Source organism: Streptomyces sp. NBC_00080 (genome assembly GCF_045041255.1).
GTDB lineage: Bacteria > Actinomycetota > Actinomycetes > Streptomycetales > Streptomycetaceae > Streptomyces > Streptomyces coriariae.
On sequence record NZ_CP108235.1, the window covers coordinates 4,338,644 to 4,362,666 of the forward strand.

Annotated in this window: 25 protein-coding genes; 6 read left to right on the forward strand and 19 right to left on the reverse strand. The window is 65.4% G+C overall.

Annotation, left to right across the window (positions count from 1 at the left end):
- Positions 1-194: 194 nt before the first annotated feature.
- Together OHU34_RS19275 and OHU34_RS19280 are read left to right on the forward strand one after the other, a co-directional pair.
- Positions 195-1,040: a sigma factor-like helix-turn-helix DNA-binding protein gene (locus tag OHU34_RS19275; protein WP_405767438.1), complete on the forward strand. Its 846-nt coding sequence runs from the start codon at positions 195-197 to the stop codon at positions 1,038-1,040.
- Between the two features lie 2 nt (positions 1,041-1,042).
- The gene (locus OHU34_RS19280) at positions 1,043-1,849 is read left to right on the forward strand and encodes a hypothetical protein (protein WP_405767441.1); all 807 of its coding nucleotides are present in this window, start codon (positions 1,043-1,045) and stop codon (positions 1,847-1,849) included.
- A gap of 88 nt (positions 1,850-1,937) precedes the next feature.
- Here OHU34_RS19280 and OHU34_RS19285 read toward each other — a convergent pair whose 3' ends face one another.
- Together OHU34_RS19285 and OHU34_RS19290 are read right to left on the reverse strand one after the other, a co-directional pair.
- Positions 1,938-3,026 carry a helix-turn-helix domain-containing protein gene (locus tag OHU34_RS19285; RefSeq protein WP_405767443.1) on the reverse strand — a complete coding sequence of 363 codons (1,089 nt, stop codon included), beginning with the start codon at positions 3,024-3,026 and terminating at the stop codon, positions 1,938-1,940.
- Positions 3,027-3,050: 24 nt separating this feature from the next.
- Positions 3,051-3,746, reverse strand: coding sequence for a hypothetical protein (locus OHU34_RS19290; protein ID WP_405767445.1), 696 nt, complete (start codon positions 3,744-3,746; stop codon positions 3,051-3,053).
- 321 nt (positions 3,747-4,067) lie between these two features.
- Here OHU34_RS19290 and OHU34_RS19295 point away from each other — a divergent pair, with 321 nt between their 5' ends.
- The 3 genes from OHU34_RS19295 to OHU34_RS19305 all read left to right on the forward strand — a co-directional run bounded on the left by OHU34_RS19295 (position 4,068) and on the right by OHU34_RS19305 (position 7,755).
- On the forward strand, positions 4,068-5,141 hold the full coding sequence (locus tag OHU34_RS19295; protein ID WP_405767448.1) for a DNA cytosine methyltransferase: 1,074 nt from the start codon (positions 4,068-4,070) through the stop codon (positions 5,139-5,141).
- Positions 5,142-5,210: 69 nt separating this feature from the next.
- Positions 5,211-6,413: a NaeI family type II restriction endonuclease gene (locus OHU34_RS19300; protein ID WP_405767450.1), complete on the forward strand. Its 1,203-nt coding sequence runs from the start codon at positions 5,211-5,213 to the stop codon at positions 6,411-6,413.
- 241 nt (positions 6,414-6,654) lie between these two features.
- Positions 6,655-7,755 (forward strand): MrcB family domain-containing protein, encoded by a 1,101-nt coding sequence (locus OHU34_RS19305; RefSeq protein ID WP_405767452.1) that lies wholly within the window; start codon positions 6,655-6,657, stop codon positions 7,753-7,755.
- A gap of 170 nt (positions 7,756-7,925) precedes the next feature.
- Here the strand turns inward: OHU34_RS19305 and OHU34_RS19310 are convergent, their stop codons facing one another.
- From OHU34_RS19310 to OHU34_RS19335, 6 genes are all read right to left on the reverse strand, one after another.
- Positions 7,926-8,348 carry a hypothetical protein gene (locus OHU34_RS19310; RefSeq protein ID WP_405767454.1) on the reverse strand — a complete coding sequence of 141 codons (423 nt, stop codon included), beginning with the start codon at positions 8,346-8,348 and terminating at the stop codon, positions 7,926-7,928.
- Positions 8,349-8,516: 168 nt separating this feature from the next.
- Entirely contained in the window at positions 8,517-9,323 is an 807-nt protein-coding gene (locus OHU34_RS19315) for a DUF6551 family protein (RefSeq protein ID WP_405767457.1), read from the reverse strand.
- A 769-nt stretch (positions 9,324-10,092) separates the two neighbouring features.
- A complete protein-coding gene (xerC, locus tag OHU34_RS19320) occupies positions 10,093-11,424 on the reverse strand; it encodes a tyrosine recombinase XerC (protein WP_405767459.1) in 1,332 nt (443 codons plus the stop codon).
- Entirely contained in the window at positions 11,412-11,618 is a 207-nt protein-coding gene (locus OHU34_RS19325) for an excisionase family DNA-binding protein (protein ID WP_030795959.1), read from the reverse strand. The genes xerC and OHU34_RS19325 overlap by 13 nt, the downstream gene beginning before the upstream one ends.
- Positions 11,615-12,961: a replication initiator gene (locus OHU34_RS19330; protein ID WP_405767462.1), complete on the reverse strand. Its 1,347-nt coding sequence runs from the start codon at positions 12,959-12,961 to the stop codon at positions 11,615-11,617. Before OHU34_RS19330 ends, OHU34_RS19325 begins: the two co-directional genes overlap by 4 nt.
- Positions 12,962-13,059: 98 nt before the next feature.
- On the reverse strand, positions 13,060-13,305 hold the full coding sequence (locus OHU34_RS19335; protein ID WP_405767464.1) for a SpdD protein: 246 nt from the start codon (positions 13,303-13,305) through the stop codon (positions 13,060-13,062).
- A 581-nt stretch (positions 13,306-13,886) separates the two neighbouring features.
- On the opposite strand from OHU34_RS19335, the gene OHU34_RS19340 reads away from it, so the two are divergent.
- Positions 13,887-14,150, forward strand: coding sequence for a hypothetical protein (locus OHU34_RS19340; RefSeq protein ID WP_405767466.1), 264 nt, complete (start codon positions 13,887-13,889; stop codon positions 14,148-14,150).
- Positions 14,151-14,810: 660 nt separating this feature from the next.
- Here OHU34_RS19340 and OHU34_RS19345 read toward each other — a convergent pair.
- The 11 genes from OHU34_RS19345 to OHU34_RS19395 all read right to left on the reverse strand — a co-directional run bounded on the left by OHU34_RS19345 (position 14,811) and on the right by OHU34_RS19395 (position 24,011).
- On the reverse strand, positions 14,811-15,851 hold the full coding sequence (locus OHU34_RS19345; RefSeq protein WP_405767468.1) for a hypothetical protein: 1,041 nt from the start codon (positions 15,849-15,851) through the stop codon (positions 14,811-14,813).
- 476 nt (positions 15,852-16,327) lie between these two features.
- Positions 16,328-16,930, reverse strand: coding sequence for a hypothetical protein (locus OHU34_RS19350; protein ID WP_405767470.1), 603 nt, complete (start codon positions 16,928-16,930; stop codon positions 16,328-16,330).
- A 219-nt stretch (positions 16,931-17,149) separates the two neighbouring features.
- Positions 17,150-17,515, reverse strand: a complete 366-nt coding sequence (locus tag OHU34_RS19355; RefSeq protein WP_405767472.1) for a hypothetical protein — start codon at positions 17,513-17,515, stop codon at positions 17,150-17,152.
- A 1,142-nt stretch (positions 17,516-18,657) separates the two neighbouring features.
- On the reverse strand, positions 18,658-19,512 hold the full coding sequence (locus OHU34_RS19360) for a hypothetical protein (protein WP_142265443.1): 855 nt from the start codon (positions 19,510-19,512) through the stop codon (positions 18,658-18,660).
- Between the two features lie 750 nt (positions 19,513-20,262).
- Complete coding sequence (locus OHU34_RS19365; protein ID WP_142265442.1) at positions 20,263-20,514, reverse strand: hypothetical protein; 252 nt, start codon at positions 20,512-20,514, stop codon at positions 20,263-20,265.
- 27 nt (positions 20,515-20,541) lie between these two features.
- Entirely contained in the window at positions 20,542-21,630 is a 1,089-nt protein-coding gene (locus tag OHU34_RS19370) for a hypothetical protein (RefSeq protein ID WP_142265441.1), read from the reverse strand.
- A gap of 213 nt (positions 21,631-21,843) precedes the next feature.
- Positions 21,844-22,014 (reverse strand): hypothetical protein, encoded by a 171-nt coding sequence (locus tag OHU34_RS19375; protein WP_200839752.1) that lies wholly within the window; start codon positions 22,012-22,014, stop codon positions 21,844-21,846.
- A 36-nt stretch (positions 22,015-22,050) separates the two neighbouring features.
- A complete protein-coding gene (gene amaP / locus OHU34_RS19380) occupies positions 22,051-22,644 on the reverse strand; it encodes an alkaline shock response membrane anchor protein AmaP (RefSeq protein WP_142265440.1) in 594 nt (197 codons plus the stop codon).
- 10 nt (positions 22,645-22,654) lie between these two features.
- On the reverse strand, positions 22,655-23,344 hold the full coding sequence (locus OHU34_RS19385; protein WP_142265439.1) for a DUF6286 domain-containing protein: 690 nt from the start codon (positions 23,342-23,344) through the stop codon (positions 22,655-22,657).
- A complete protein-coding gene (locus OHU34_RS19390; protein WP_142265438.1) occupies positions 23,341-23,787 on the reverse strand; it encodes an Asp23/Gls24 family envelope stress response protein in 447 nt (148 codons plus the stop codon). The genes OHU34_RS19385 and OHU34_RS19390 overlap by 4 nt, the downstream gene beginning before the upstream one ends.
- On the reverse strand, positions 23,784-24,011 hold the full coding sequence (locus OHU34_RS19395) for a hypothetical protein (protein ID WP_142265437.1): 228 nt from the start codon (positions 24,009-24,011) through the stop codon (positions 23,784-23,786). Before OHU34_RS19395 ends, OHU34_RS19390 begins: the two co-directional genes overlap by 4 nt.
- Positions 24,012-24,023: the final 12 nt, after the last annotated feature.

Consider the following 24,023-nt stretch of genomic DNA (forward strand, 5'->3'; position numbering starts at 1 on the left):
TGGCCTTTAGCGGGATTGCAGCGTCCCCGCCCTGTGCATTTGTGCAGGTCAAGCAGCAACGGGGGACCTCCCCGAAGCTTGCCTAGGGGGGGTTGCCGTCTCGCTTGCTAGGTACCGTAGGCAAACCCAAGGCTGCGCGCAACCCCCTCTCGCGATAGAGTTCGCTAGCCCCCCTAGGCGATGTTGGGAGAGACGTGCAGAACGACATGGAGACGGTCTCTGGGATCACGAACCCCGTCGACCGCGCCAAAGCCGCAATCGAGCTGATGGCGCGGTATCAGAGCCACGTGAACGAGCTGTCGCGCATCCGCCGGGAAGCGATCGAAGAGGCTCAGGCATCGGGCATGACCCATGCCGAGATTGCGAAGCGACTCGGGGTCAGTCGGGGCCGCGTGGGTCAGCTCGCGTCGGCTGGCCCCCCGCCGGAGCGCGCCTTCTTCGGCACGGACCTGGTCACGGTGTCGCTCGGTGGCAAGTACGAGGCAGGGAAGGCGGCCGACCAGCGCCCCAACGAGGTAGTCGCCCGCGAAGACCTCAGCAACTTCGAGCACCTTCGGAAGTTGCTGGGCGGCATGAAGCTAGACACTCAGTACGAGGTGATTCCGCCCACGGGAATCGTGAACCTTAACCGGGACAACCATGTCGTCGTCTGTGGTCCCCGCCTGTCGCCGATCGTGGCGCAGGTCCTCGAAGGTGATGACAACCTCCGGTTTGCCAGGGACAGCGCGTGGCACCTGGTGGACCAGGTGGCTGGGCAAGAGTTCCGGTCTCCACAGGATGAGGACGGGTCGGCCGGCGATGTCGGTTACCTGGGACGACTCCCTCGCCTCGACGGGAAGGGAACGTTCCTCTACATCGCTGGCATCCACGCCATCGGGGCGAACGGAGTCGTTCACTTCCTGGAAAACAACCTGGCAGAGCTGTACCGAGAGGTGCGCACGCGTCGCTTCTCCACGCTGATTTCGTGCCGTTACGACCCGAAGACGCTCGAAGTGCTGGAGAGTCGACGCGTCACCCCCCTCTACCGACACGAAGGCTGAGTATGCGCGTCGCCATCGACACCCAACCCGGTGGAGCCGCACCCAACGAAGACTGGGTAGGCGGCACGCCAACTCTCGCCGTGGTGCTGGATGGCCTCAGCACTGCGGGCCTCGATACCGGATGCCGCCATGGCGTCCCTTGGTACGTGGCCCACCTGGGCAGTCAACTTGTGGCCGCTCTGGCGGACCCGGGAGTCTCACTCACGGCCGGCTTGGCGACTGCGCTCGAACGGGTGGCGACACTGCACCCCGAGTGCGACTTGGCGAACCCAGGAACGCCCTCGGCGACAGTTGCGATCCTTCGTCAACGCCAAGAATCCCTTGACTACCTGGTATTGGCGGACTCACCCATCGTGCTCGAAGAAGATCAGGGTTTCTCAGTGATTACTGACCTTCGCGTGGACGAAGTGCTTCCCGAACTGAAAGCCGAAGTCGGGCGCTACGCGACTCATACGGAAAAACACAAGGAGGCGCTTCGCCGCTTGGTACTCGCGCAGCGGCAGACACGCAACACGGCATCTGGATATTGGGTGGCCGCTGCTGGCCCAGAAGCGGCAGAACACGCGCTAACCGGCAGCACCCCCGCTCAAGACGTACGCGCTGCCGCCCTGCTGTCCGACGGCACAGCCTGCCTCGTTACGGACTACGCCATGGCGACGTGGTCTGAAGTTTTCACGACGCTTCGGGCCGGGGGACCGCGAGAGTTGATCGACATCGTTCGGAAGGTGGAAGCCACAGACCCCAGGGGTCACCGCTGGCCGCGCTACAAGTCCGGTGACGATGCCTCCGTAGCCTTCTGTCAGTGGTGAGAAGCTGATCCGCGAGCGCGCCCCGACAGTGCGGCGCGGGTTGGATGAGCCCCCGAGAGCGGTGGGGAAAATTCAGACCGGCACCTTACTAAACTAGCCTTAGTTGGGCTGGTCGATTTGCAGGGTGGATTTCCTGTTCGGGTGTTGGTGTTGCCATCAGGCCGAACACCCAACTGTTCAACTCTGCGATGGAGGTCTTGAGCTGGTCAGCAATCTGAAGCGGCCTGATGCCGTCTGCCCAAAGTGCGCTGAACACCTTTTGCAGAAGCATTGATGACTCACGGGAGCCGTCGCCAGGTTCTCCCGTCCTGAATCCCAGCCGACCCAATTCGATCACAGATTGGCGATACTGCCATTCCGTGATCCTGCCTAGAGCGTGTAGACGATACGTCAATGCTAGGGCTGATACGTTCCAGTGCTTCCTCGATCTAATGATTTGATCTGTGGTCGGGCTCGTTGGAACTCGTGCCGCGATGCTGCGTCGTGGCATCAAGAGGGTAGACGCGAATTCGTCTGCCTCCTTTTCGGCTGCTCGCGTCCTCACCCCGGCCTCATCGTCGCAGTGCATCATGAGATGTCCGAGTTCGTGGGCAACGTCGAATCGACTACGAGCTGCGGACTTCAATGTGTTAAGGAAGATGTATGGACGCCCGTCGCGCCAGAACGAGAATGCGTCCACTTCTTTATACTCTGGCGCGAGGGAAAATACGCGAACTCCATGAGCCTCGACCAGGTGGATCATGTTCCTGATGGACTCGCTTTCCCCCATACTCCAAGCGGATCGAAGGTACTCGACATTCAGCTCCGGAGTCATCTTCCTTCCTGGTGTTGGGATGTCCGGAGCTGGGAGGGTGAATAGATCGTCCATCCAGTGGCTAAATTCCACGGCTAGACGTGATTCTGACAATGCCGCATCACGAATGTAGGCGGATAGCTTACTTCGGGCGCGAAAGCTTACGGATGCTGGATCGATTTCATCAATCTCGGGGGCTGCAAAGAATGACAGCGGAAAACCTAGAATCTCTGCGATTTTTTCTAGGGTGTGTGGTGACGGTTGCTGGCGATCGTGTTCGTAGTTCGAGATACTTTGGCTGCTCACGCCAACCTGGTTTCCAAGCTCGACAAGTGTCATGCCGCGACGCTTGCGAGCTAGTGTCAACCGGGATGGCGTGAACATTTGGGTACCTTTCCTTCTAGATCGTCAGGACTTCCGCCTCTCGACTGGAACTTCGCTAGGCGGACCGAACCCGTCGTTGGGGTCGTTGTCGACGGAGTCGAACTCCTCACCGTCGACTGAGTACGGAGTAGGTGGGAGGATGCGGTCATACCAGTCCTTCACGTACCCCTTGGCGTTCAGGCGCTCGGGCAGCGAGACTTCGTGCCGGATCTCTTTCTTCTTTTGATCAAAGTAGACCAACATGAGCCAGAGGTTGTAGCCGGTCAGCTCGTCTGCCTCTTCCTCCACCTGGAAGGCTGAGCGACCCAGAAGGGCGATCTGCCCAAGTGGCACATTGCGCTCTACCAGCTTCTTGGTGAGCTCACCCTTGGGGTAGCGCGAGCTGGGTTGTAGCCTCCCAGCCCTCTGGCCAGTCAGCGGACTGCCACTCGCTACGCCTAGGGCTACCCGGGTGCGGGAGTTGAGCATGATGGGAAGGACGCCAGCCAGGTTGACGCGACGCCAGTCGTCCTCGCCGTCCAGTTGGCGGCTCAAGCTCGTAACGAGCCCGTTGTACGCATAGATGCCGGGAGCGATCTTGGCTGCGTGGTCCTTCGAGCACAGTCCGCGTTCCGTGTTGCTCGCTCCAAGCGCTTGACGCAGCACGTCTCCCTGGAGACCGAGGCTGGTGACCCGAGCCTCGTAGTCCGCATGGGTCTCTGCTGCTAACGATTCGATCATCCCGCCTCCAGGCTTAGGGAATCCGGCCCTCGGATGAGGGCTCGAATCAATAAGCCAGCCTACAGGGGTGCACTGACAGTCGTGGCAGGAAGCGAGGTGAGCTGCTCACGCTCTCGCCCGGTGGCGGGGGCAGGCCCCGGATCCTTCGCCGCTGCCCGGAGGTCCGTGTCATGCCGTGACGACCCCCCAAGTGCGTGAGGCTTCGCTGTCAGTGCTCCGCGGTACGCTGCATGGTCGCCAGCGAGCGACAGTCAGAGCGGGCAACCGGGCTCACCGAGCTCGGAGCACCGTCGCCCCGTTACGACACATCTGGAGACCGAAGTGCAGCCCACCAAAATCGTGGACCTCTTCGCCGGCCCCGGCGGACTCGACGTGGCAGCGGAGAAGCTTGGTGTCCCCACGGTGGGCGTCGAATGGGACTCGGCCGCGTGCACTACCCGCCGTGCCGCGGGCCTGGAGACCGCCGAGGGTGACGTTCGTCTGTACGGGCCCTCCGATTTCCCCGAGGCCGATGTTTTGGCCGGCGGACCCCCGTGCCAGACCTTCACCGTCGCGGGAACGGGCGTGGGCCGCAGGGCCCTCGATGAAGTTCTGAGGTTTGTCGAACGGCTGGTTGCCCGAGAGGACCGCGAGGAGATCGAGAAGGATCTTGCCAAGCTGGACGACGAGCGGACGGGGCTCGTCCTGCAACCGCTGATGTGGGCGCTCGATGCCATCGACAAACTCGACCGTCCCTATCGAGCAATCGTCCTTGAGCAGGTGCCCGCCGTACTTCCGGTGTGGAAGGCATACGGGGAGGCGTTGGTCGAGGAGGGCTATCAGGTCGACTGCGGCATCCTGCATACCGAAGCATTCGGCGTCCCGCAAACCCGTCGGCGGGCTGTGCTGATCGCCCGGTACGGCAAGGATCCGGTGACGCTCCCATCAGCGACCCACCGCATTTACCGCAAGGGCGTCGCTCGAGACTCCGGGGACACGAACCTGTTGCCGTGGCGGACAATGGCCGACGTGGTCAACCGACCGACCGCCTTCGAGGTCATCTCCAACTATGGCACCGGGGGCGACCCGAAAGCCCGCGGTCGTAGGCGATCCGAAGAGCCTTCCGCCACAGTCACGGGGAAGATCTCCCGCAACCGCGTCGTCGGTCCGGATGGCTCCGAACTCGACCGTTTCTCCTTCTCCGAAGCAGGCCGCCTTCAGACCTTCCCGACCAACTACCCATGGTCCGGACGTGACGTCGGTCAGCAGATCGGCAACGCCGTGCCTCCCCGGTTGGCTATGCATGTCCTCAGCGCCGCATTCGGTTGGGCCAGCCCCAGTGAGGACAAGCTGCAAGGCCTTAACACGTGGACTGTTCGCCAGTCGGTCGAGGATGCGTCTCCCGTTGATTGCTGATTGACGGCCGCGCCTGCCGTGGTGGGGCTCGTCGCAGTCGGCTGAGTGCGTGCTGCCAGACTTCAGTGCGTGACGATACAGATGGGTCTGCCGTTCCCGCAGGATGCCGCTCAGGCTGGCATGCAGGAGTCGCGAGCGTTGGCGGCGAAGCACTCGCGCCGCAATAAGTTCCGTACCTGGGATCCTCCGGGCGAGATCATGGGCAAGGTGCCGCGCGAGTGGCGGATCCAGTCCGGTCTTACGCAGCACGTCCCCGATGACCTTGCCCCGTTCGTGGAGTGGTTCTATAACCAGCCGGAGGCGCGAGAGCGCTTCCGATGGGCCCTCCGCGACTCCCTCGACGAATTGCTCGATGGCCGGCGGACGGGGCGCTGGGCGTACCAGCACCTGACGAAGACCGAGAAGACGTATCTCGGCACAGCCGTCGAGGTGAACCTCACCAAAGAGTTCGACATCGAGAACGGCATCGACCTCGACTGGTCCATCGCCGGTCTCGACATCGACTGCAAGTTCTCCAAGGATCTCGGCGGCTGGGAGATCCCGATGGAGATGTATCGATGCGCTGACCACGGCGAGCGTGGTGGTCGTGCCGACCATGTTGCAGTACTGACCTGGATGAACGACGACACGAACCAGTGGGCCGCGGGCATAGTACGAATCACGGATGAGCGCTTGCGCTGGAAGCAGGAGCGGGATGCAAACGGCGCCCGCGTCCGTGCCTACAACCGAGACAACAAGCGCAAGCTCGACCACGGCGCCAAGTCTGAGGTGCACTGGCTCTGGGGTGGGCTCCAGACAGATCTGCCCAAGAACCTGCTGCTTCACCTGGAACGCGAGACACGCGAGCGGATTCTCCCTACATCACAGGCGGGCCGAGCCGCGTCGGGACAGCAACGGGTGAACCACCTATTCCGCGAGGTGCCAAACCGGATCATTGGCCGACAGACCGTGTTGACCGTCGCCCAGCAGGACGACTCGCCGAAGCGAGCCCGCGACGCACGGATAGCGCTGCGTCCGAAAGGCATCATCGTGCTGGGTCACCAAGGCTCACACCCTCACGTCGCCCGCGCGCTCGACTTGCCGGTACCGATCAAGGGTGAGTGGATCTCCACCCGTCTCGTTCCTGTCTCCTCTGACGATGCGCGCCCCAAGTTCTCACTGGAAGGCCAGTTCTGGGCGCGCGCTCGTGAGGATGAACTGCATCTTGAACCCGAGCCAGCCCCCGACCTGCCTTACACACGAGAGATCGACGGGCAGAATCGCTCCAGTTGAGTTCACCTCGTAGCCGCCCACTCAGACGTCTCGGCAACACGACGGCCTAGCCGATCTACGGGCTAGGCCGTCAAGCCACACGAAGCACGCCGCATCGTCGCCTGTGCCTCCAAGACGTCCGGATGGAACGTCGCGCGGGGCTGGCAGCTACGTCGTAGGCAGGTCCGCCCACCCGGCCCGAACCGCAGTGATCTGCCAACTTGCACAGCCCAATGTCAGTGCCCGTGGCTACTGTTCGGGCGTGGATGAACTCTTGAGTGAGGTGCTCAGCCTTCAGAAGGTATGGCAGGCGAAGAACACCGAAGAGATGCAGCGCCGTGGCTTCATCGTTCGTACCGAGATCCGCAACTGGCTGCGTGAGCATGCCGAGGCTCTCGCCCTAGCCATGGAGATACCCCTCGACGACGTAGGAGTGGAGGGCAAGGACGGGGCCGGCCAGAGGGCCGAAGTCGTATGGACCCGCGTCTACTCGAAGAGCAGAACTCCGAGCGCAACCGACGGCTGGTACGTCGTCTATCTCTTCAGCGGCGACGGTGAACGCGTCTACCTGTCGCTCAACCAGGGCACGACCGAGTGGATCGCCGGCGAGCTCAAGCCCCGCGAGCCTGCCGCCTTGAAGAAGCGCATCGACTGGGCCCGCCCGCTCATCGAGCAAGTCGTCAACGAGCGCGCTGACTTGCTGACAGAGATCCGTCTCAATGCACGCACGAAGCTTGGCAAGGGTTATGAGCCGGGCAACGTCGTGGCCATCGAGTACCAGCGCGATGCCATCCCCAACTCGGATGTCCTGAGCGAAGATCTGCTCTTCATGGCGCGGCTCTTGGGTCCCCTCTATAAGGCCGCGGACGATGCAACCTACGTTCCCGGCGATCTGCCGGTGGAGGTCCGAGAAGCTACCCAGAGTGCGGCGACGACCGCGAACCGCAGGAGCGCCCGAAAGGGCGGTCAAGGGTTTCTCCTGACCGCCGCCGAGCGCAGGGCCATCGAGAAGCGCAGCGTCCTGCTCGCCACGGAGCACTTCGAGGCCCAGGGATGGACCGTGAAGGACGTCGGCGCCAGCAAGCCGTACGACCTGCACCTGGCGCGTGGGGACGAGAAGCGTCACGTAGAGGTGAAGGGGACCACGTCCGACGGTAGCCAGATCATCCTGACGCGGGCTGAGGTCGAATGGCAGCGCAAGTTCGCGCCGGACAACGCCCTTGTGATCGTCCACTCCATCGAACTGGACCGCACCGTTGAGCCTGTGACCGCGACTGGTGGAGTCCTCCACTGCACCTCGCCGTGGACCATCGAGGAGGAGACCTTGACCGTAATCTCTTACATCCACCGAACCGGACTGTGAGGCGGCGGGGGAGACCGTGACTTCCTCCCCTAGGTGTCAACAGCGATACACCGGCGCCCCGTCTCGATGGGACGGGGCGCCGCAGAGTGCACTTGCCGACTTACCTACTGCTCCGGCCACTGGTCATGGTTGAAGCCGCAAGAAATGCTGACAGTGAACTGCGCGTTGCCTCACCTTGCCGAAGTCGGAGCCGGAGTGGAGATCGGCGCAGGGCGCGAGGCCGGCGGAGGGGTGCCGCCGCTCGTCGACGAGATGAAGAAGAGGCAGACACCGGCGATGCATGCCACGACGAAGCCGAGGAAAACCAGGCGCTGCTTCTGTGTACTGGCTACCCGTCCTTTGGTGTCGCGAGCGATGATCTGGTACTTGGACGTGCGGTGTTCGATGTACTTGTTGATCGAGTCGGTGGGCAGGTTCTTCACGATCCTGGCCACAGCGGCGAAGACCACACCGACCACACCGATGGGGACGAGGGCCTCCGCAGTGGCCCCCTCGAAGAGCTGGAAAAGCATGCTGACCCTTATCTGACGGGCGGCCAGCCGAGAGACACGTCGAACGTCACGCATGATGCGCGAAGCGTTCGCCACCCGCACGAGGCAGACGGCCGCCTTGGGCTGACAGGAGCCTGTTCTGCGGCCCGCTTGGGCGGGGCATCCCACCATCGCATGCGGTTCGAGCGAACAGGCATTGCGACGGTGAAGCGCGCTCGGGACCAGCCGGTGAACTCTCGCCCTGGTGACGGGCGCCGACCTGTCGTTGAGCTACGCCTCGATGCGGTTCTCGGGCTTGCGGCCCCTGTTCCACGCATGGAGGACGAGGCGGCCCGCCGTAGTCACCCGCGACCCAGCACCGCTGTTGTTGAAACCGCCGCGCGAGGACTGGCTGAGGATTTCAGACCGCCATTTGGCCGCGGTACCCATGGCCAGCATCTTTCGAGCCAGTTCCGCATCGTCGATGAGATCACCCCATCGCCCGACACACATTCCGATGCCCCCGAGGAGCATGCCGTCCCACGTCTCCGAGGACCGCCCCCAAGCCTTCTCTGCGACCGTCAGCGTGCGGTCGAGGGCTTCGGCGCCATACCGATCCACGATCTGAAGCACACCGGACACGGCGCCCACACTGTTCGTAGACGACGAGCCGAGGGCCAAGCCGTGCGCTTTGAGGATCCCATCGGTGTCCACGAACAGAGGAACGCCACCGGTGAGCCCAACGTGGAATTCATCGATGGGCCGGGGCTTGTGTGATTCCTTGTTCTTGATCAGGAAAAAGATGGCTTCCTGTGCCTGCGACAGCCCATGATGGATCTCCGCGAAGATGGTGGGGATGCCCGCCAGTTCGCACGCACGACGTCGGTGCTGCCCGTCGATGATGTAGAGCTCGCCGCCGGGTCGCTCCGAAACGATCACAGTCCCGAGTGCCTCAGGGACCAAACTGTTGGCGATGCCCTGTGCTCGCCGCTCATTGAGTGTCCTCTGAGCCTGAGGGTCGACCTTGAGGTCGGAGACCTTGACCTTTACCCCGTAAGTCACTTCGTGCTCGGGGATGCGGAACGCGTATCCACCCATGGATATATCCAGCCTCTCAGCGCATAGCTCTGCCATGAGCGCTGGTTAGGGTGGATTGCGGCGATGCCGGGCCTTGAGGAACAGCGCAAGGTCCAGCAAATCACGTATCGATGATCGTACACAACTAGTCTAGTTGGAAGCCTTGTTGAGCGAGCCGCCGAAGGATCGGGGAGGGCTGGTCTCACTCGTGGCCACATGTACCGCCCAGGCTTCGGGCGCCCGCGAACGCACTCGTTGACCGCCGCACTGGGGGCCTGGATTCCCCCAAGCGACGTGCACGCACAGGGAACGCCTGGTCAGCAGGTGGAGCAACGGCCTGCAGTAACTGTCCCTAACAAAGGCGTTGGACGTGGCGGTGGATGATCAGGCAGACGGCGGGACCTCGGCACCCAGCGAAGCGGTCGATCCTCCAGGTGGCTGGGGTGAGGCCACCGAACGGGCGTGGAGAGCGCCCCGGCCCTAAGCGTAGAGGGATGGCGTGTGCGGACGGCAGCGCAGCGAACCCACCCCGCAGCCTTGCCTAACGCTGTGGAGAAACTCTGGAGAAGATCTTGAGACAGAGGGCTCGGGGGGCCGCCGGAAACCGATACATCCCGATGCCCTGACCTGCATCTTTGCCATGAGTCTCAGGTCGACGATCTTCCAGAGCCTAATTCGGGACGAAGAGGTCGTGGGTTCAAATCCCGCCACCCCGACACAGGTCAGAGGCCCATTCACGTGATCGTGAATGGGCCTCTGTCGTGCGTACAGCAGCGGAGTACAGCAACCGCTATGACTCTTGCTGGCCCTCCTTGGCCGCCTGCTCTTCCGTCCTCTTCTGCTGCTTGCGCTTGCCCTTCTTTTCCTTCCCCTCCTCCTTCTTCTGCTTGCTGCCGCCTCCCAGTGCCTTTCCGAGCTTGCGGAGAGCGCGGCGGGTGTCGGCGGAAGGCACGTGGGTGTAGACCTCCATCGTCACCGCGATCTCGGAGTGACGAAGGATCTGCATCGCGATCCGCTGGTGGACGTCGAGTGCGGCCAGGAGCGAGGCGCAGGTGTGCCGGGTCTCGTGCACGCGGATACGGCGGACGCCGGCGCGCTCGCAGCGGCGGTCGAACTCGCGGGTGAAGTTCCTCGGCTCGACCGGGGTGCCGTAGCGGGTGGTGAAGACCATGTCCGATTCCGTCCAGAGATCATCGGCCCGCTCCTTCGCCGCCTGCTGTTCCTTCTGCCGGAGCCGGAGGGCGGCCAGGCAGATGTCCGGCAGCGGGAGCACAGCCTCCGACGCCTCCGTCTTGGCCGTGTCGGTGTGCAGGAGACGCCGGCGGACCCGCTGAAGCTGATGACGGATATGCAGCTCCCCCGTGTCCAGGTTCACGTCCGACCAAGTGAGGCCGAGCACCTCCCCCTTGCGCAGGCCGAGGACGAGAATCAGCGAGTAGGCGCAGTACAGGTAGTCGCGCCAGAGCTGGGCGTTCTCCAGGAAGCTGCATGCCTCCTCGACCGACCAGGGCTCAGGCCGCTTACGCCGGGCCCGCTGGACCTTGACCAGCTGGGCGACGTTCTTCGAGATGCGTTCCTCAACCATGGCATTGGTGAGTGCGCTACGGAGGATCGTCCGGGCGTCGTTGACCGAGCGCTTCGAGAGCGTCTGTCGGCAGCACTCCCCCTTGGCACAGCACCGCCCCCGCTCCTCGGGCCGCTTGGTGTCCTTGTCCTGGGCGCAGCACTGGCAGGTGTCCGAGAGCTTGTTGAGCCAGCTCCGCATGTCCTGAACGGTCAGCCGGTCCAGTCGCTTGGAGCCGAGGAGCGGCACGATGTAGAGGCGCACGGTCGTCTCGTACGTGGCGGCGGTCAGCGGCCGAAGGTTGGGCTCCACGACTTCCTTGAGCCAGTACGCGAGGTACTGAGCAAGGCTCGGCGTGTTGGTCGCGACCGGCCCCTTCTTGGCTTCGTTGTGGAGCTTGAGCCACTTCTCGTGGACGTCCTTGCGCGTCGGTCCATAGACGTACTTCCGCTTGCGGTTGCCCTCCGGCGTGGTGACCCACGCGTAGGCCGCGTAGCCGTTCCGGTAGACGTAGATCGATCCTTCGCCATTGCCTCGCTTGCCGCTCACGCGGACCACCTTTCGGATTCGTCGGCGCAGCGGTTCACGTAGTCGTCCACCCAGGCCGGGAGGATGCGGCGGTTGCGGCCGATCTTGACGGAACGGATCTCGCCGGTGAGGACGAGCATCTTCGTCTTGGACAGGCTGAAGCCGAGCATCTCGGCGACCTCAGCCGTCGTGTGCCACTTGCGGTGAAGCGTGGCCGTGGTCATGGAGTCGCTTCTCCTTCTCCGTCGGGCGCGGGGGTACGTGAGGCGGCGAACAGGGTTTCTGCGGCAGTGAGGCCGGTACCGGCGAAGCGCCAGTGAGAGAGGACGAGGACGGTGTCCGGGTCTGGGAGAGGGTGGCCGGCCAAGGTCGCGCGTTCACGGGTGAGTGCTTCGTTGTGGTCGGCGCGTTCCTGGCGGAGGGCCCCGAGGGTGACCGAGTACGCGCGGGACTTGGTGGAGAAGTGGCCGCGGAAGCCGAGCATGTGGGCCCACTTACGCAGCCGGAGTTCCTCGAGTTCGGGCAGTCCTCCGAGGTGCCAGCAGGTGAGGATCATCCGGCGGGCGTGATCGGTGACGTCGGTGCCGATCAGGTCGGTGATGGGGTTGCGGATCGGGCGGTCAAGGGTGCCGGTCGCGCTTTCCGCTCCCTTGGTGGCGTACTTGGCGATGTATGCGGCGACGGCCCGACTGGTCAGGTCGGTGGTTCCGGTGAAGTCGGCGGAGCGGATGGGGCGGATGTCGAGCTGTTCGCCGAAGCGGAAGGTGTGGGCGCGGTCGTCGAGAGTCGGTCCGGGGGTCTCGGCGAGCCGGACGGCCGAGCGGATCGCGTCGACGAGGAGCTCTGTCGTGGCCCAGACGGGCGGAGAGTCCTCGGCACCCTCCGGGCCGTCGAGACGGATCACGGCATGGAAGTGCACGGCTCCGCGTCGCTGGTACTCGGCGACCTTGGCGTACGAGAGCTTGAGGCAGTGGCGCAGTTCGGAGCGGGTGACGTTCGCACGGGAGGCGATCTGTTGGCGTAGGTAGGTGGTGAAGCGGGCCCACAGGGCACCGGCGTGTGCGTTCCACAGGACGGCGTCGCGGTAGTCGTATCGCTCCGGGTTCAGCGGGGTGCCGAGGGCGGGGTCGTCGTCCGGGTGGAGGCGTCCGCAGCGGCAGCGACCGCCGCCGGGCCGGTTGTGGACGGGGCCGAAGGACGGGGCGGTGAAGGTTGCGAAGACGCGGGGGTGTTGGGCGACGGCTGGGCCGATTCCCTTGCCGCCGCTCAGGCCGGCCGTGACGAGGTGGTACGTGTCCTTGCGGTAGACCTCGGCGCAGGCGGCGCAGCGGGTCGCGCGGCGGTTGTTGCAGCGGATGAGGAGCTGTCCGGCGGGAAGGTCGCGGTCGACGACTTCGCGGACGATTTCGCCGGTTGCCGCGTGGACGTCGAGGCGGGACCCCTCCATCCGTACGGGCCGCTCGCAGCCGCCAAGGCGCTGAACCTGGTGTGCGTGGGTGCTGAGGTCGCCGTGCTGGGCGAGGGCTGCCAGCTGGCGGATGGCTCCGGTGGGAGCCTCGGGGCGCATGTGCGGGTGCCTCCTTGGGGCGGAAGTTCGGGACGCGCACCCCAGCCTGCGTAGGGGGCTAGACAGTGTGGGCAGGCCGGGATGCTGCGCAGATGAGGTCAGCGTCGGTCGCTCTTGAGGATCGAGCGGATGACGACGGCACAGACGGCCACGGAAGCGGCGGTGATGGCCACGGCGAGAAGCATGGAGACCAGGACAGCGCCGACGACCAGGACCAGGGCTCCCCCACCGGCGGCGAGGGTGAGCACGCTGCCCGGGGTGAGCTGGACCGTCGGCCGGTTGGAGGTAGAGGTTGCCTCTACCTGCTTGACCTTGTGAGCTTCGAGACCCCAACCGAAGGGCACTGAGGTGGCCTGACGGTCCCGCCGGCATAGCTTGCTCTGGGCGTCTACTGGGACAGCGTGGCCAAGGTTCGGTGATGGTGCCAGCAAGGCATTCACGAACTTGACCCGCTGGCGCACCCACTACCCTGACTGACTGTCACCGACTCAGGCACAGGCGACGCCCGCAACGGGCCGCTTCAGCACTACCACTCCACCGGCCCGGCTCAAACGGGCTCGCGCCTCCACAACGGGCCGGTGCTGTTCGTCTACAGCGGGCCGGCCGACCCGGGCAGACTGAGCGTAGGACCGCGTTCAGCGTCCCCGAACCGGCCTGTCCCGCGCGCGGCAGCGGGTGCGTGTCTAACTGCGTGACAACGCCGACGTACACCGGCGGACGAGCGCGGACCTCTGCGGACCATCAGCGCAGGTGAGAGTCACGCAGCCCAAGGAAGCAACCTCACCCAAGTTGCTTCGGGACGAAGAGGTCGTGGGTTCAAATCCCGCCACACCGATACAGGTCAGGAGCCGTTCACGCGATCGTGAACGGGCTTCTGTAGCAGCTACATCGACGGAGATCTTGGGGTGATGGGTAGGGTGTCGCCATGTTGCAGTTGCCGCCCGGCCGTCCTGAGGACGAAGTCACGAGCAGGGAAGAGCTGGTGGCCTTCATCGCCCAGCTCCGGGACGACTTCGTGGAGCGGGGCGAGCAGTGGGAGAACGCCACCCTGGACCGCTTCTTGGATGCGCTGACCGCCTGGATCGGGTCTTCCCCCAGTTGGTACCGGAACTTCGGCCAGGAGATGCCGGCCAACGGCGACTGGACTCTCTTTGCTCGTGCGCTGAGTGCCGCAGTCGTCTACGAGTGAGTAGGCACGCCCCGCCCTGTGCCAGATCGATCCTCAGCACCCGCACCACAAGCCACCAGATAGAGCGGGGAACACCGGGGAATCACGGTGAAAGCAACAGAGCCCAGCGGGACCACACCTCCGCCGTTCAGCCAGGTCAGCGCTCGGACCAGCACCAAATGCCCGCAGCTTCCCAAACTGAGGGCTCAGGCACCGTCGTCACGTGCCGGCCGTCGCGGCTGCCTCTGGTCGACGGCACTGGCAGCATGGTGAAGGCCGGTGGGGGTACAGCGAGACACACGCGCGCCTGGTCGGTCGGCGCCCCCACCCCGCCTCTCTCCTAAAGCGGGTGTCGCAGCTTCAAATCCTGTCGGCGGAAGCGAGTAGGGAGCCAGAGCATCAAGACGTTCACTGTTCTCGGTCTTGCTGACGCTCGGTTTCGGCACTTGGCTCTGGAACCCACCAACGAGCGGCGACCCCACCAAGTTGCCACTCATCATGGATGATCCTGAATATTTCGTCCTGTACCTCCTTTTTCGCTAGCCGTCGAAGCCAGCGTATTGCCCGTGTGTCGAAGATCGTGGAAGTGCAGTTCGGCCGTGACACCCGCCGCTTTCCGAGCCTTTGCCTCGGTCGCCCCGGAAGTTGCTCCGGCGCAGTTGTCCGCCCTGCGGCCCGGCTTCAGGTCGTCTCAGATCCTGCCTGCTTGGACTCCGACCCTCGCACATTGTCGAGAACCTCGCGCCCTTTTGCGTCGATATACCGGGTTAGAATCTGCTGAGAGGCTCCAAAAATTACCGCCCAAGCGAAGATATCTTCACGAGTGATCGGCCTGATTACGCCTGGAAGTATTCCAGACGCGATCAACTCGAGGCCAATCACTGCCGAAATTGCTCCTGCTGGCAGTTTGAGAAGTGCAAGTGAAAAGGGAATTGAGTACGGGGTGGACGTGCCATCGAGTTTACGAATGGTGAAGGCGGCAGTGAGAGCTGCTGCCGCCAAACCGATTACTTCCACTGCAAGCGTATCGTAGGGGCCAGGCTTACGTGTCTCGCTAGCGGCGCAAATTAGTTTCGTGCCGATTGTGTCTGTATGGAAGCACATCTGCATCACATTTGGGAGGAAGTAGCCGAAGACGGCAAGGCCTGCAGCTACGGCCATCAAGATAATCGTTGTCGCCACAAGAATGGCCCGGAAGCTGCGCGCCTGCATCTTCTCGACGGAAGAAGCATCTTGCGCCGCCCTGAGAGTCTGGACAGCAATCTCTCTGTCCTCTGGGGCTAGCGGTTTCATTTCTTCTGGCTGGATAAGGATCTCTTCCAACCGCATCCGTCGCGGATCCGTCGAGCCGAGATGCTGACGGGCCATCGCAAGGATTTCCCAGCCCCAGGCGGGCAGATCACCGTTCTCCACGACCTCCAACAGGAGGATTTGAGCTGCGTAGATGTGATTCCAAGTTCGCTCTAAGGCAGGACCTGTACGAATTGACCTCGATCTCTCTGCACCGTCCTTGGCGTAGTCAAGATTCCTTGACACGCCATCCAGTAGCCGCTCAGTCTTGGCGCTGATATTCTCTTGACATCGAGCGGCCTCCTCCCTAGCCTCCAATTCATGGATGCGAGCGAGTGCAAATTGCTGCCACGATGCGCGTCCTCTTCGCGAATCCGAGCTTTCCGTGGAACTGGACCCCTTCGTTTCTCTATTTCCGTTTTCCGTGTCCATATATAGATCTTCGGTGGTGGTTTACGCTGCAGTCAAACCTTGCTACGCCGAGCGGACGATGCTCGGTCTCAACGGCCTGCGCCTGCCCGCTGGCTGAACCGGGAGCCGTGCCCGTGCCGGGCTGGATAAGCGAAGCTGCCTTGCCAGATGTACAGCTCGGGCCCATGCGGCGGTGGTGTCGGACAGCAACGAACTGCAGCAACCACCGCATCCGAAGGTGGCTGTCAACGGCCGTCGATGACACCGCGACCAGCGTCCTGGACCGCAATGGTCACCCGGCCGATAGTTCGGGACAAAGAGGTCGTGCCAGACGCGTGCCAGATCCAGGGGGGAACCGCGGGGAACAGCGGGGTATCAAGCGGCGGTCCATCAGGGTGCCAGCGCTCTTAGCCACAGGTCAGCGGGGCGACCAAAGCCAGAAGACACGAGCTTCCCAAGCTGAGAGCGTCCGCCGCCTGCCCGGGCTCCTCTAAGAGTCAGAGAAGGTCCCGCCAGAAGAGGGCCGTCGCTTGCGGGTTCCAGCTGTCATCGACCTCGCCCCGCGCCTCGTCGAACTCCTGGTGCATGTAGTCGGCCAGGTCCAGGCCGTAAAAGATGACGTCGGTCTGCCACATCGAGAGCACCGGATGCCCGAAGCTTCCCCGGCCGGCAGGCAGGTATCGGTGGGCATACACGGGCACCATCACTGGCACCTCCGCCAGATGACGCCGCGCCGTATCCAGTGCCGCTGTTCCGTTGGCTGGACGCTCACCCCAACCCTCGTACCAGAACGCGTTGTGCTCAACGTCGAGCAGAACGCCTTCGACCGGCCAGTCGAGCTGTCGACGCAAGCTGTCCAAATCGCCGCCGCGCCACTCCGGCCAGGGCCTGGACCAGGTCTGCCCGTCCTCGGGAGGGACGTTGGTCGGGAGCCCGGCCGCAAGGAATGCTCGGTGATCGTCCGCGAACTCGAAGCCGTGCTCGCGCTCGATGCGCGTGAACTCGGCCTCCGTCAGCCCCGCCTCGAACTCATAGAGTCCCGTCTGTGCCAGGCGATGTGCGGCCTCCGCACCCAGGCGTATTCCCTCATTGCTGATCACCGCCGCACGCTAGCGCCGATCGCGTCCAACCGTCACCCGAGTTCTGCGCGGGCTCCGTCTCAGTTTCCGTCTCATTCAGCCCCGTTCACGGCCGTTCAGGCGAGACCACGAGTCGGCTGCAGCTCACGAGCGGGCCGTCCGTGAACGCAGGTGAACGGCCCTGTACGCGACACTGCGAGGCACCAACACAGTTGGAAAGCGTGTTGGCCGGGCGCGGGTTCAGCAGGTGTCTGGTCGTGCCGAGTCTGGTTGGGATTGCCGAACGCCAGTGCACGCCACCAGCATGCTGCCGTCCGCGTCGAGAAACAGCATGAAGATCCACGATCCGTCGGCAGTCCTGATCTGCCCCAGTCGAACCGGTTGGCTGCATAGGTCGAGGCGTTGCACGGCCCGGGCCAAGCCGGAGGTCTCGATGCCCCTCCGAAGGGTGTGACGGAGTCGGCGCCCGTAGACCGTCGCGAGTGACTTGGGTGAGGTCGTTCCGTCCCAGACGACGTATGAAGCGTCGGCGCGGAGTGCAGCCAGAGCGGCCGACGACGTGTCGTCGCCACCACGCAGCAGCCGTTCGAGCTGTTCCCGTTCCATGGCCCCACCCTGAGGCGTAGACGAACCCCGTATCGAACCGCTCAGCAGATGTCAGCCCACCTGGCCCGGCTCGAACGGGCTGGTCCCCTCCACAACGGGCCGGTGCTGCGGGTCTACAGCGCGCCGACCGACGCAGGCAGACTCATCGTAGGACAGCCGTCAGCACCCTTGCACCGTTGTTTCCCACACGGCAGAAGTAGCAAGGCTGAGTGTCTAACTGCGTGACAACGCCTACGAACAATGGCGGACGAGCGCGAACGTCTGCGGACCGTCAGCGCAGGTAAGAGGCACACCAGCCCAAGGCGGCACCCCCACCCAGGTTGCTTCGGGACGAAGAGGTCGTGGGTTCAAATCCCGCCACCCCGACACAGGTCAGAGGTCCATTCGCTTGATCGCGAATGGGCCTCTGTCGTGCGTACAGCAGCGGAGTACAGCAACCGCTACGACTGTTGCCGGCCGTTCCTGGCCACCTGTTCTTCCGCTCGCTTCTGCTGCTCGCGCTTGCCCTTCTTTTCCTTCCCCTCCTTGCTTCTGCTTGCTTCTGCTTGCTTCTGCTTGCTTCTGCTTGCTGCCGCCGCCCAGTGCCTTTCCGCGCTTGCGGAGCGCCCGGCGGGTGTCGGCGGAAGGTACGTGGGTGTAGACCTCCGTCCTCACCGCGATCTCGGAGTGGCGAAGGATCTGCATGGCGATCCGGGGGTGCACGTCGAGGGCCGCGGGGAGCGAGGCGCACGCGCGCGCAGTCGGCCGGCGCATCCGCCGTCGTGGCTGGCTGTCGTCGGCTGAGGTTCGTGCCACTGCCGTGCCAGATGCAGGGGGCAGCCACGGTCAACGAGAGTGCCTGGCGGTTGAGTTGCTGGGGGTCACACCAGTCATCGAAGACCCAGGTCACCGCCCCTACGCCCCAGCCTCTCTCCTGAAGTGGCTGTCCAGCGCGCTCACCGAGTCCACACCCGATGGAACTCGTCGGCCGGGATGGTCTCCAGAGGCTCTTCCACGGGGTCGATCGCTTGGTCTGTGAGGAAGCCGTGCTCGTCCTCCAGATGCTCCCAGCTGTACCGGTGGAGCTGGCCGGCCGAAGTGATCTCGCCAACGGCAACGGCCCCTGACCTGCCCGGAAAGACAAGTCAGGGGCCGCTGGTGCCTCAGGCGCCCAGGTAGACCGGGGGCTTCTGGGCCTTGCCATATACGTAGCCACTGAGGGTGCCGTCGGCGCCCAGGACGACCAGGGTGACGTCGTCCTGCTGGACGGACGGGCGACCCTTGGCGTATTCGACGGGGAACGTGCCGTGGCCGGTGGTCAGCTGCGCCCCGTAGACACCCGCGCGCTTGACGAGCTCCACAATGGCACCGTTGGCAAGCTTGTAGCGGCCGAGACGCGGGTTGGCGGCGGTCTTGGCGCCGGTCCAGGTGACGGTCGTGCCGTCGGGGTTCAGCACGAGCGTGCGGCTGCCGAACAGGGCGGCGCCGGCGCGACCGTGCGCGTCGATGAACCGCACCAGCTTGCCGCTCTGGTAGACGCGGGCCTGGTAGTGGCCGGCGGAGACCTTGAAAATCTGCGCGGACGTACGGGAGTCGAGACGCAGGGTGCGCACGAGCTTGCCGCTCTGCGTGCAGTCGGCGGACAGCACCGGGAAGGCGGTGGACTTCCAGGGGGTGGACCCACCCTCGCTGCGCTGTCCGAAGACGGGCTTGGCGCTGAGCACTCCGGTGATCCGCAGACCATTGGCCGAGTCGACGGTCCTGCTCTGGTCCACGGTCGAGACGACATGGCCCTTCTCGTCGAGGAGCTTGGCGGACGCGCCGCTGTCGGCGCTGTTGACCAGCTTGACCTTCCAGCCACCGAAGGCGGAGGGGATGGTCTTGGTGGCAACGCAGGTGCTGCTCGTGGAGGACGGGGTCGCGGTGGCGGCGTCGGCGGCAGTGGCTGTCACGACAGAAGCGGTGGCCGTACCCACGAGGGCGAGGAGGGCGAGGGTGGTACGGAGTGCGGTGCGCATGACGGCTCCTGGCGGTTTGGCTTCTGACGCGCCGGCCTCTCTGACCAGCGAGAACAACGTTATTGGGTCATGCGTTCCGGAACCGTCGGCCCCATGTCACAGGCATGTGACAGCCCGTCTCTTCCCGTCTCTCACACGTCAGTTGCCGCTCGCTGGTCTGGCACCTCGTTTACGGCGAGCGTCCGTCCGTGGTCGGCAATGGCCCCGTGACCAGCGTCGGCGACCTCGGCGACCGTCTTGCCCGTAGTTCGCATCGAGGGGCGCGCACGGCAGCACCCCCGGTCGGGCCGTGCCTGGGCCGTACGAGGGTGCTCGACAACGCCCAACGCTGACAACCGTCGACAGCCCGATCGCAGGTCGCGGCGTTGGTCGACTACATGCCCGCAGGTCACAGACGCGGCCCGCCACTTCTTCGGCTACTGATACCGACTGACGACTTCAGGGACGGACGCCGGCGTTCAAGAGGGTTCGGCCGTCGGGTCTCGTTGACAACGCACCGGTCGGCGACCGACCGTTGAGCGGGTGAGTGTCCGACCGAGGTCTGGCCGGCCCGATGCCGGGGCGTTCACCCGGGTTCATGTCCGTCCGGCGGAGTGGCAAAGCAGACGCACAACGGCGGACGCCCACGAACGTCTGCGGACCATCAGAGCAGGACCGAGGCAGCCGCCCTGGGTGGCGCCTTGGTGGGAGGGGTAGCCACCGTTGCCGCCGCGCGTCTTTTGCCGACTCCGCGACCGTTGGCACTGCGAATCACCCGTCCGTGTCGTCGTCACCGCTCCGCCCGGCCTCCGGTTCCCTGGTGAGCCGGGTCGCAAGGTGGTAGGCGACGGTGACGTCCTGGTATTCCTGACCGGGGACGACCGGGTCCGGTAGCCGGGTCCGGTCGCTGCGGCTCGTCGACTCTCGCTTCCCGGTGCCGGGGAAGCGAACGGCTGTCCGGGGTTCCTGCGTGAAGCGGAGCCGTTCGGCGTGGACCGTCGACCGGAACAAGATGTCCCCCACCGGGCTCCCGGCTCCCGCCCCTCGCGTTCAGGGCGGCTCCTCCGGCTCCCTGGCGGTACGCAGGCGACTGGATCTTGGCGGCAGCTTCCCGTCCTCTCCGCGCACCCGGCGCGTGCGGGTGCCGCCTTGGCTCCGGCCGGCCCTGCCCCGCTCTCCCTCCGCGCCCTTGCGCGCCGCACGCGGCTCGGCCGGCTCGGTCCCTTCGGCGGTGGCGTTCGCCGTCTCAGCGGCGTCCGCAACGGCATGGCCGCCGCCCAGTGCCGTGTCGCCCGCCGCTTCCGTCACGCCCGCGGCCTGTCCGGCCACGCTCCCGGCGGTGCTGCCGACCGCCTCGCCTGCGCTTCCGACGGTCCGGCTCGTCCCATGGCCGACATCCTCCACCGCGCGCCCGGCGCCACCGCCCACGTCCTGAACGGCCCTCCCGGCTCCCCGACCGACATCCTGCGCCACGGAGCCGACGCCCCTGCCCACGTCCTGGACAGCAGCCATGGCGCCCTGCCCCACGTCCTGAACGGCCCTCCCGGCTCCCTGACCGACGTCCTGTACGGCGGCTCCGGCGCCCCAACCGACCTCCTGGACGGCCCTTCCGGCACCCGTACCCAGCTCCCCCACTGCCTGACGGGCTCCGCCGCCGACATCCTGCACGGCGGACCCGACTCCACGCGCCAGCTCGTGCAGGATCTCCGGATTGCGGTCGAGAGTGGTGAGCACTCGGTCGATGATCTTCGCGACGTGGTGGAGACGCACCCTGAGCTGGGCCTGTGCCTCGACACCCGAGATGCCCAGGTGCACCCGGCCGAGCGAGACGTCGGCGCCCACATTCAGTTTGAGCAGATCCAGCACCTCGGCCTGCAGCGATACATGCGCCCGCAGATCCTCGACGTCCAGGTCGATCTCGTCGACCTTCAGGATCGGAACGTCGAGGAAGACGTCAGGGCCCGCACCGGCTGCGTCCTCCTCGTCGTAGGACGCCGGCTCCTCTTCGAACGATGCCGACTCCTCGTCGTAAGCCTCAGGATCGGCGTACTCGTCACTGTCCTCGGCGTCGAGTTCGTCACCGTGTTCGTCGTCGTAGTCCTCGACGGAGCCCTCGTCGTTCTCGGCGTTGCCGCGCATCGCCACGCCTCCGCGGTTTTGGCGTATGTTTCGACCATTTTCATCCATTATGGCCATTGATGCGCGGCAGGTACCGTCCGCCCAAGCGAGGGCGATGGCCGCCAGGCGCGCTTGGATGGGTTCCTCTTGCCAGATCGCGCGGGGAACCACGGGAAGCGTCGGCGAGCGACCGTTGAGCGGGTGCCCGAGGCCCACCGGCTCCTCGTGCGGGTTTCAGCGGGCCGGGCGCCGGGTGGAGCGCCAGATGGAGCGGGCCGCCAGGTAGAGCAGATCGGCGATGAGAAGCAGTACGCCGACGGACATCAGGTAGAGCACGCCGTCGACGGCCGCGCCGATGGCGACCAGAGCGATTCCGGCGACGAGCAGGGCGAGGAAAAGGACCACGACGGGATGCCTCCCGGGAAGGAATTGCGCGGGACCTCATGCGGTGCGTCGGGCGCGGTGGCGGGCCTCCCTGAGTCGGACCTTCGACGGGAGGCGGTCCAGGCCGGCCGAGTCTCGGGCGTGTGCGAGCGTTTCGCGGCTCAGCTGTCCCAGAGTTCGCGCCGGTTCCGCGTAGGGCTCCAGCAACAGCCGCACGCGTGCGGTGGGAGCGGTACGTCGGCCCGACAGCCGGACCTGAGCCTGCGAGACCCCTTTCAGTGCTCGCGCCTCTTCCTCGATGGCGTCCTCCAGCGTGCGGCCGTCGAGCCGGGCCGTCGAGCCGTCCTCGCTCTGGACGAGGACCCGGTCCAGGCGATGTCCGCGCTGCGCGAGGAGCCACCACAACAGCAGGACCAGCAGGACGGCGAGCACCGCGATCACGGTCGGCCACCACCAGCCCTCGTCCCGCCACCGGGTACGTCCCTCGGCACCCAACAGCACATCGTCCGGCCCGACGAAGGGCCACCAGCCCGGCATGCCGAAACCCCAGCGGCGCTGGAGATCCAGCCCTCCCAACAGCACGCCGCCGCCCAGGGCGAACAGTCCGAGGCCGAGAAGCCCCAGCAGCACCCGGTTCACCGTCCTGCGCATCAGGATCACCTCAGCCCTTCTTCGGGCGCCGGACGCGCACGGTCAGTGTGGGTTGCCGGGCGAGACCCAAGGACTTCACGGCTTCCCCCAGCGTGGCGTCCAGATCCTCGCGGACCTCTTCGAGCCCGCGGAAATGGGCCTGCGCCAGGACTTTGACCTTCCGGCGGCCGACAGCGATCCGGGCCGAGCGGACACCGGGCACCCGTACCGCCCAGTCACGCAGCACCAGAGCGGCCGCGCGGCGGTCGAGCCCGGCTCGGACATCCTCTGTGCCGGGGATGACGGTGAGCCGCCGCATGGGCAGCAGCCTGCGCATACCCGGTGTCACCGCCAGCAGGAAGAGCCACAGGCCAAGGGCCATCGCCACCGCGGCCCCGACGATCACCCAGATGTCGTCCAGTGGCCGTGTGGCCAGTTCCTCGGCGAGTCGTCGCCGCCAGCTCATCGCAGGCCGTCCTGCCCGCACCGAGACCACGTCGTACAGGAGCAGTCCGACGGCCGCGGCGGACAGCAGGGCCACCAGGGCCGCGGGAATGCGCCGCGCCGACCAGAAGCGGCGCGCCGACCGGCCTGGTGCGTCGGTCGTCGCCGTCGCGCCCGTGCCCGGGGTGTCGTCGGCGGACGAAGCCGCCTGTCCGGGATCGGCGGGAGGGTCGCTGTCGCCGGCACCGGTCGCCTGCCGCCAGGTGTGCGCGCTCATCTCACCCTCTCCTGGTCCTTGCGCCGCCCATGCACCGGGTGCAGCCTCTCCACCGACACCACGAGCTCGGACACGTCCATGCCGCCCCATGTCCTGAGCCGTTCGGTGACCTCCCTGCGCACCGCGGCGCACTGCGCCCCGATGTCGGACGGATAGCCGAGCTCGACGGCGATGCGCAGCCGCGCCTCGCCGAGCGCCGCCTGCCGCAGCGCGGCGGACTCGGCGTCTCGTCCTGCCGTATTCCGCCCCGGCGCCCGCCGCACAGACGTGTTCACACGTGGCGTCCGGCGGCCCGGCGGCACGCGGCCGGCCGACTCGGTGAACCTGCTCAGCGCCTCGCGCGCCACATGGGCGGCAATCTTCGCAACGACCCGGTCGGCGACGGTGATCGCACCGCGCTCCTCGCGGGGAACGGCCGGACGCCGATCTGCTTCACCGGTCACTGCCGCCAGTCCCCCCGAGTGCGTCGCCGGTCGTCGCGGATCCGCTCCTGGCGGTCCCGGCGGCGGACGAAGTCGCCCGCTTCGAGATCGCCCTCTGTGAACCGCCCGACCACAAGACCGACGACACCCAGCCCCAGCACCAGCAGGAAAGCCCAGAAGCTACCGAAATACGCCGCGAAACCCAGCGCCATTCCGGCCATCAAGCCCACCACGGCCCTGCTCATCACGCGCTCCTT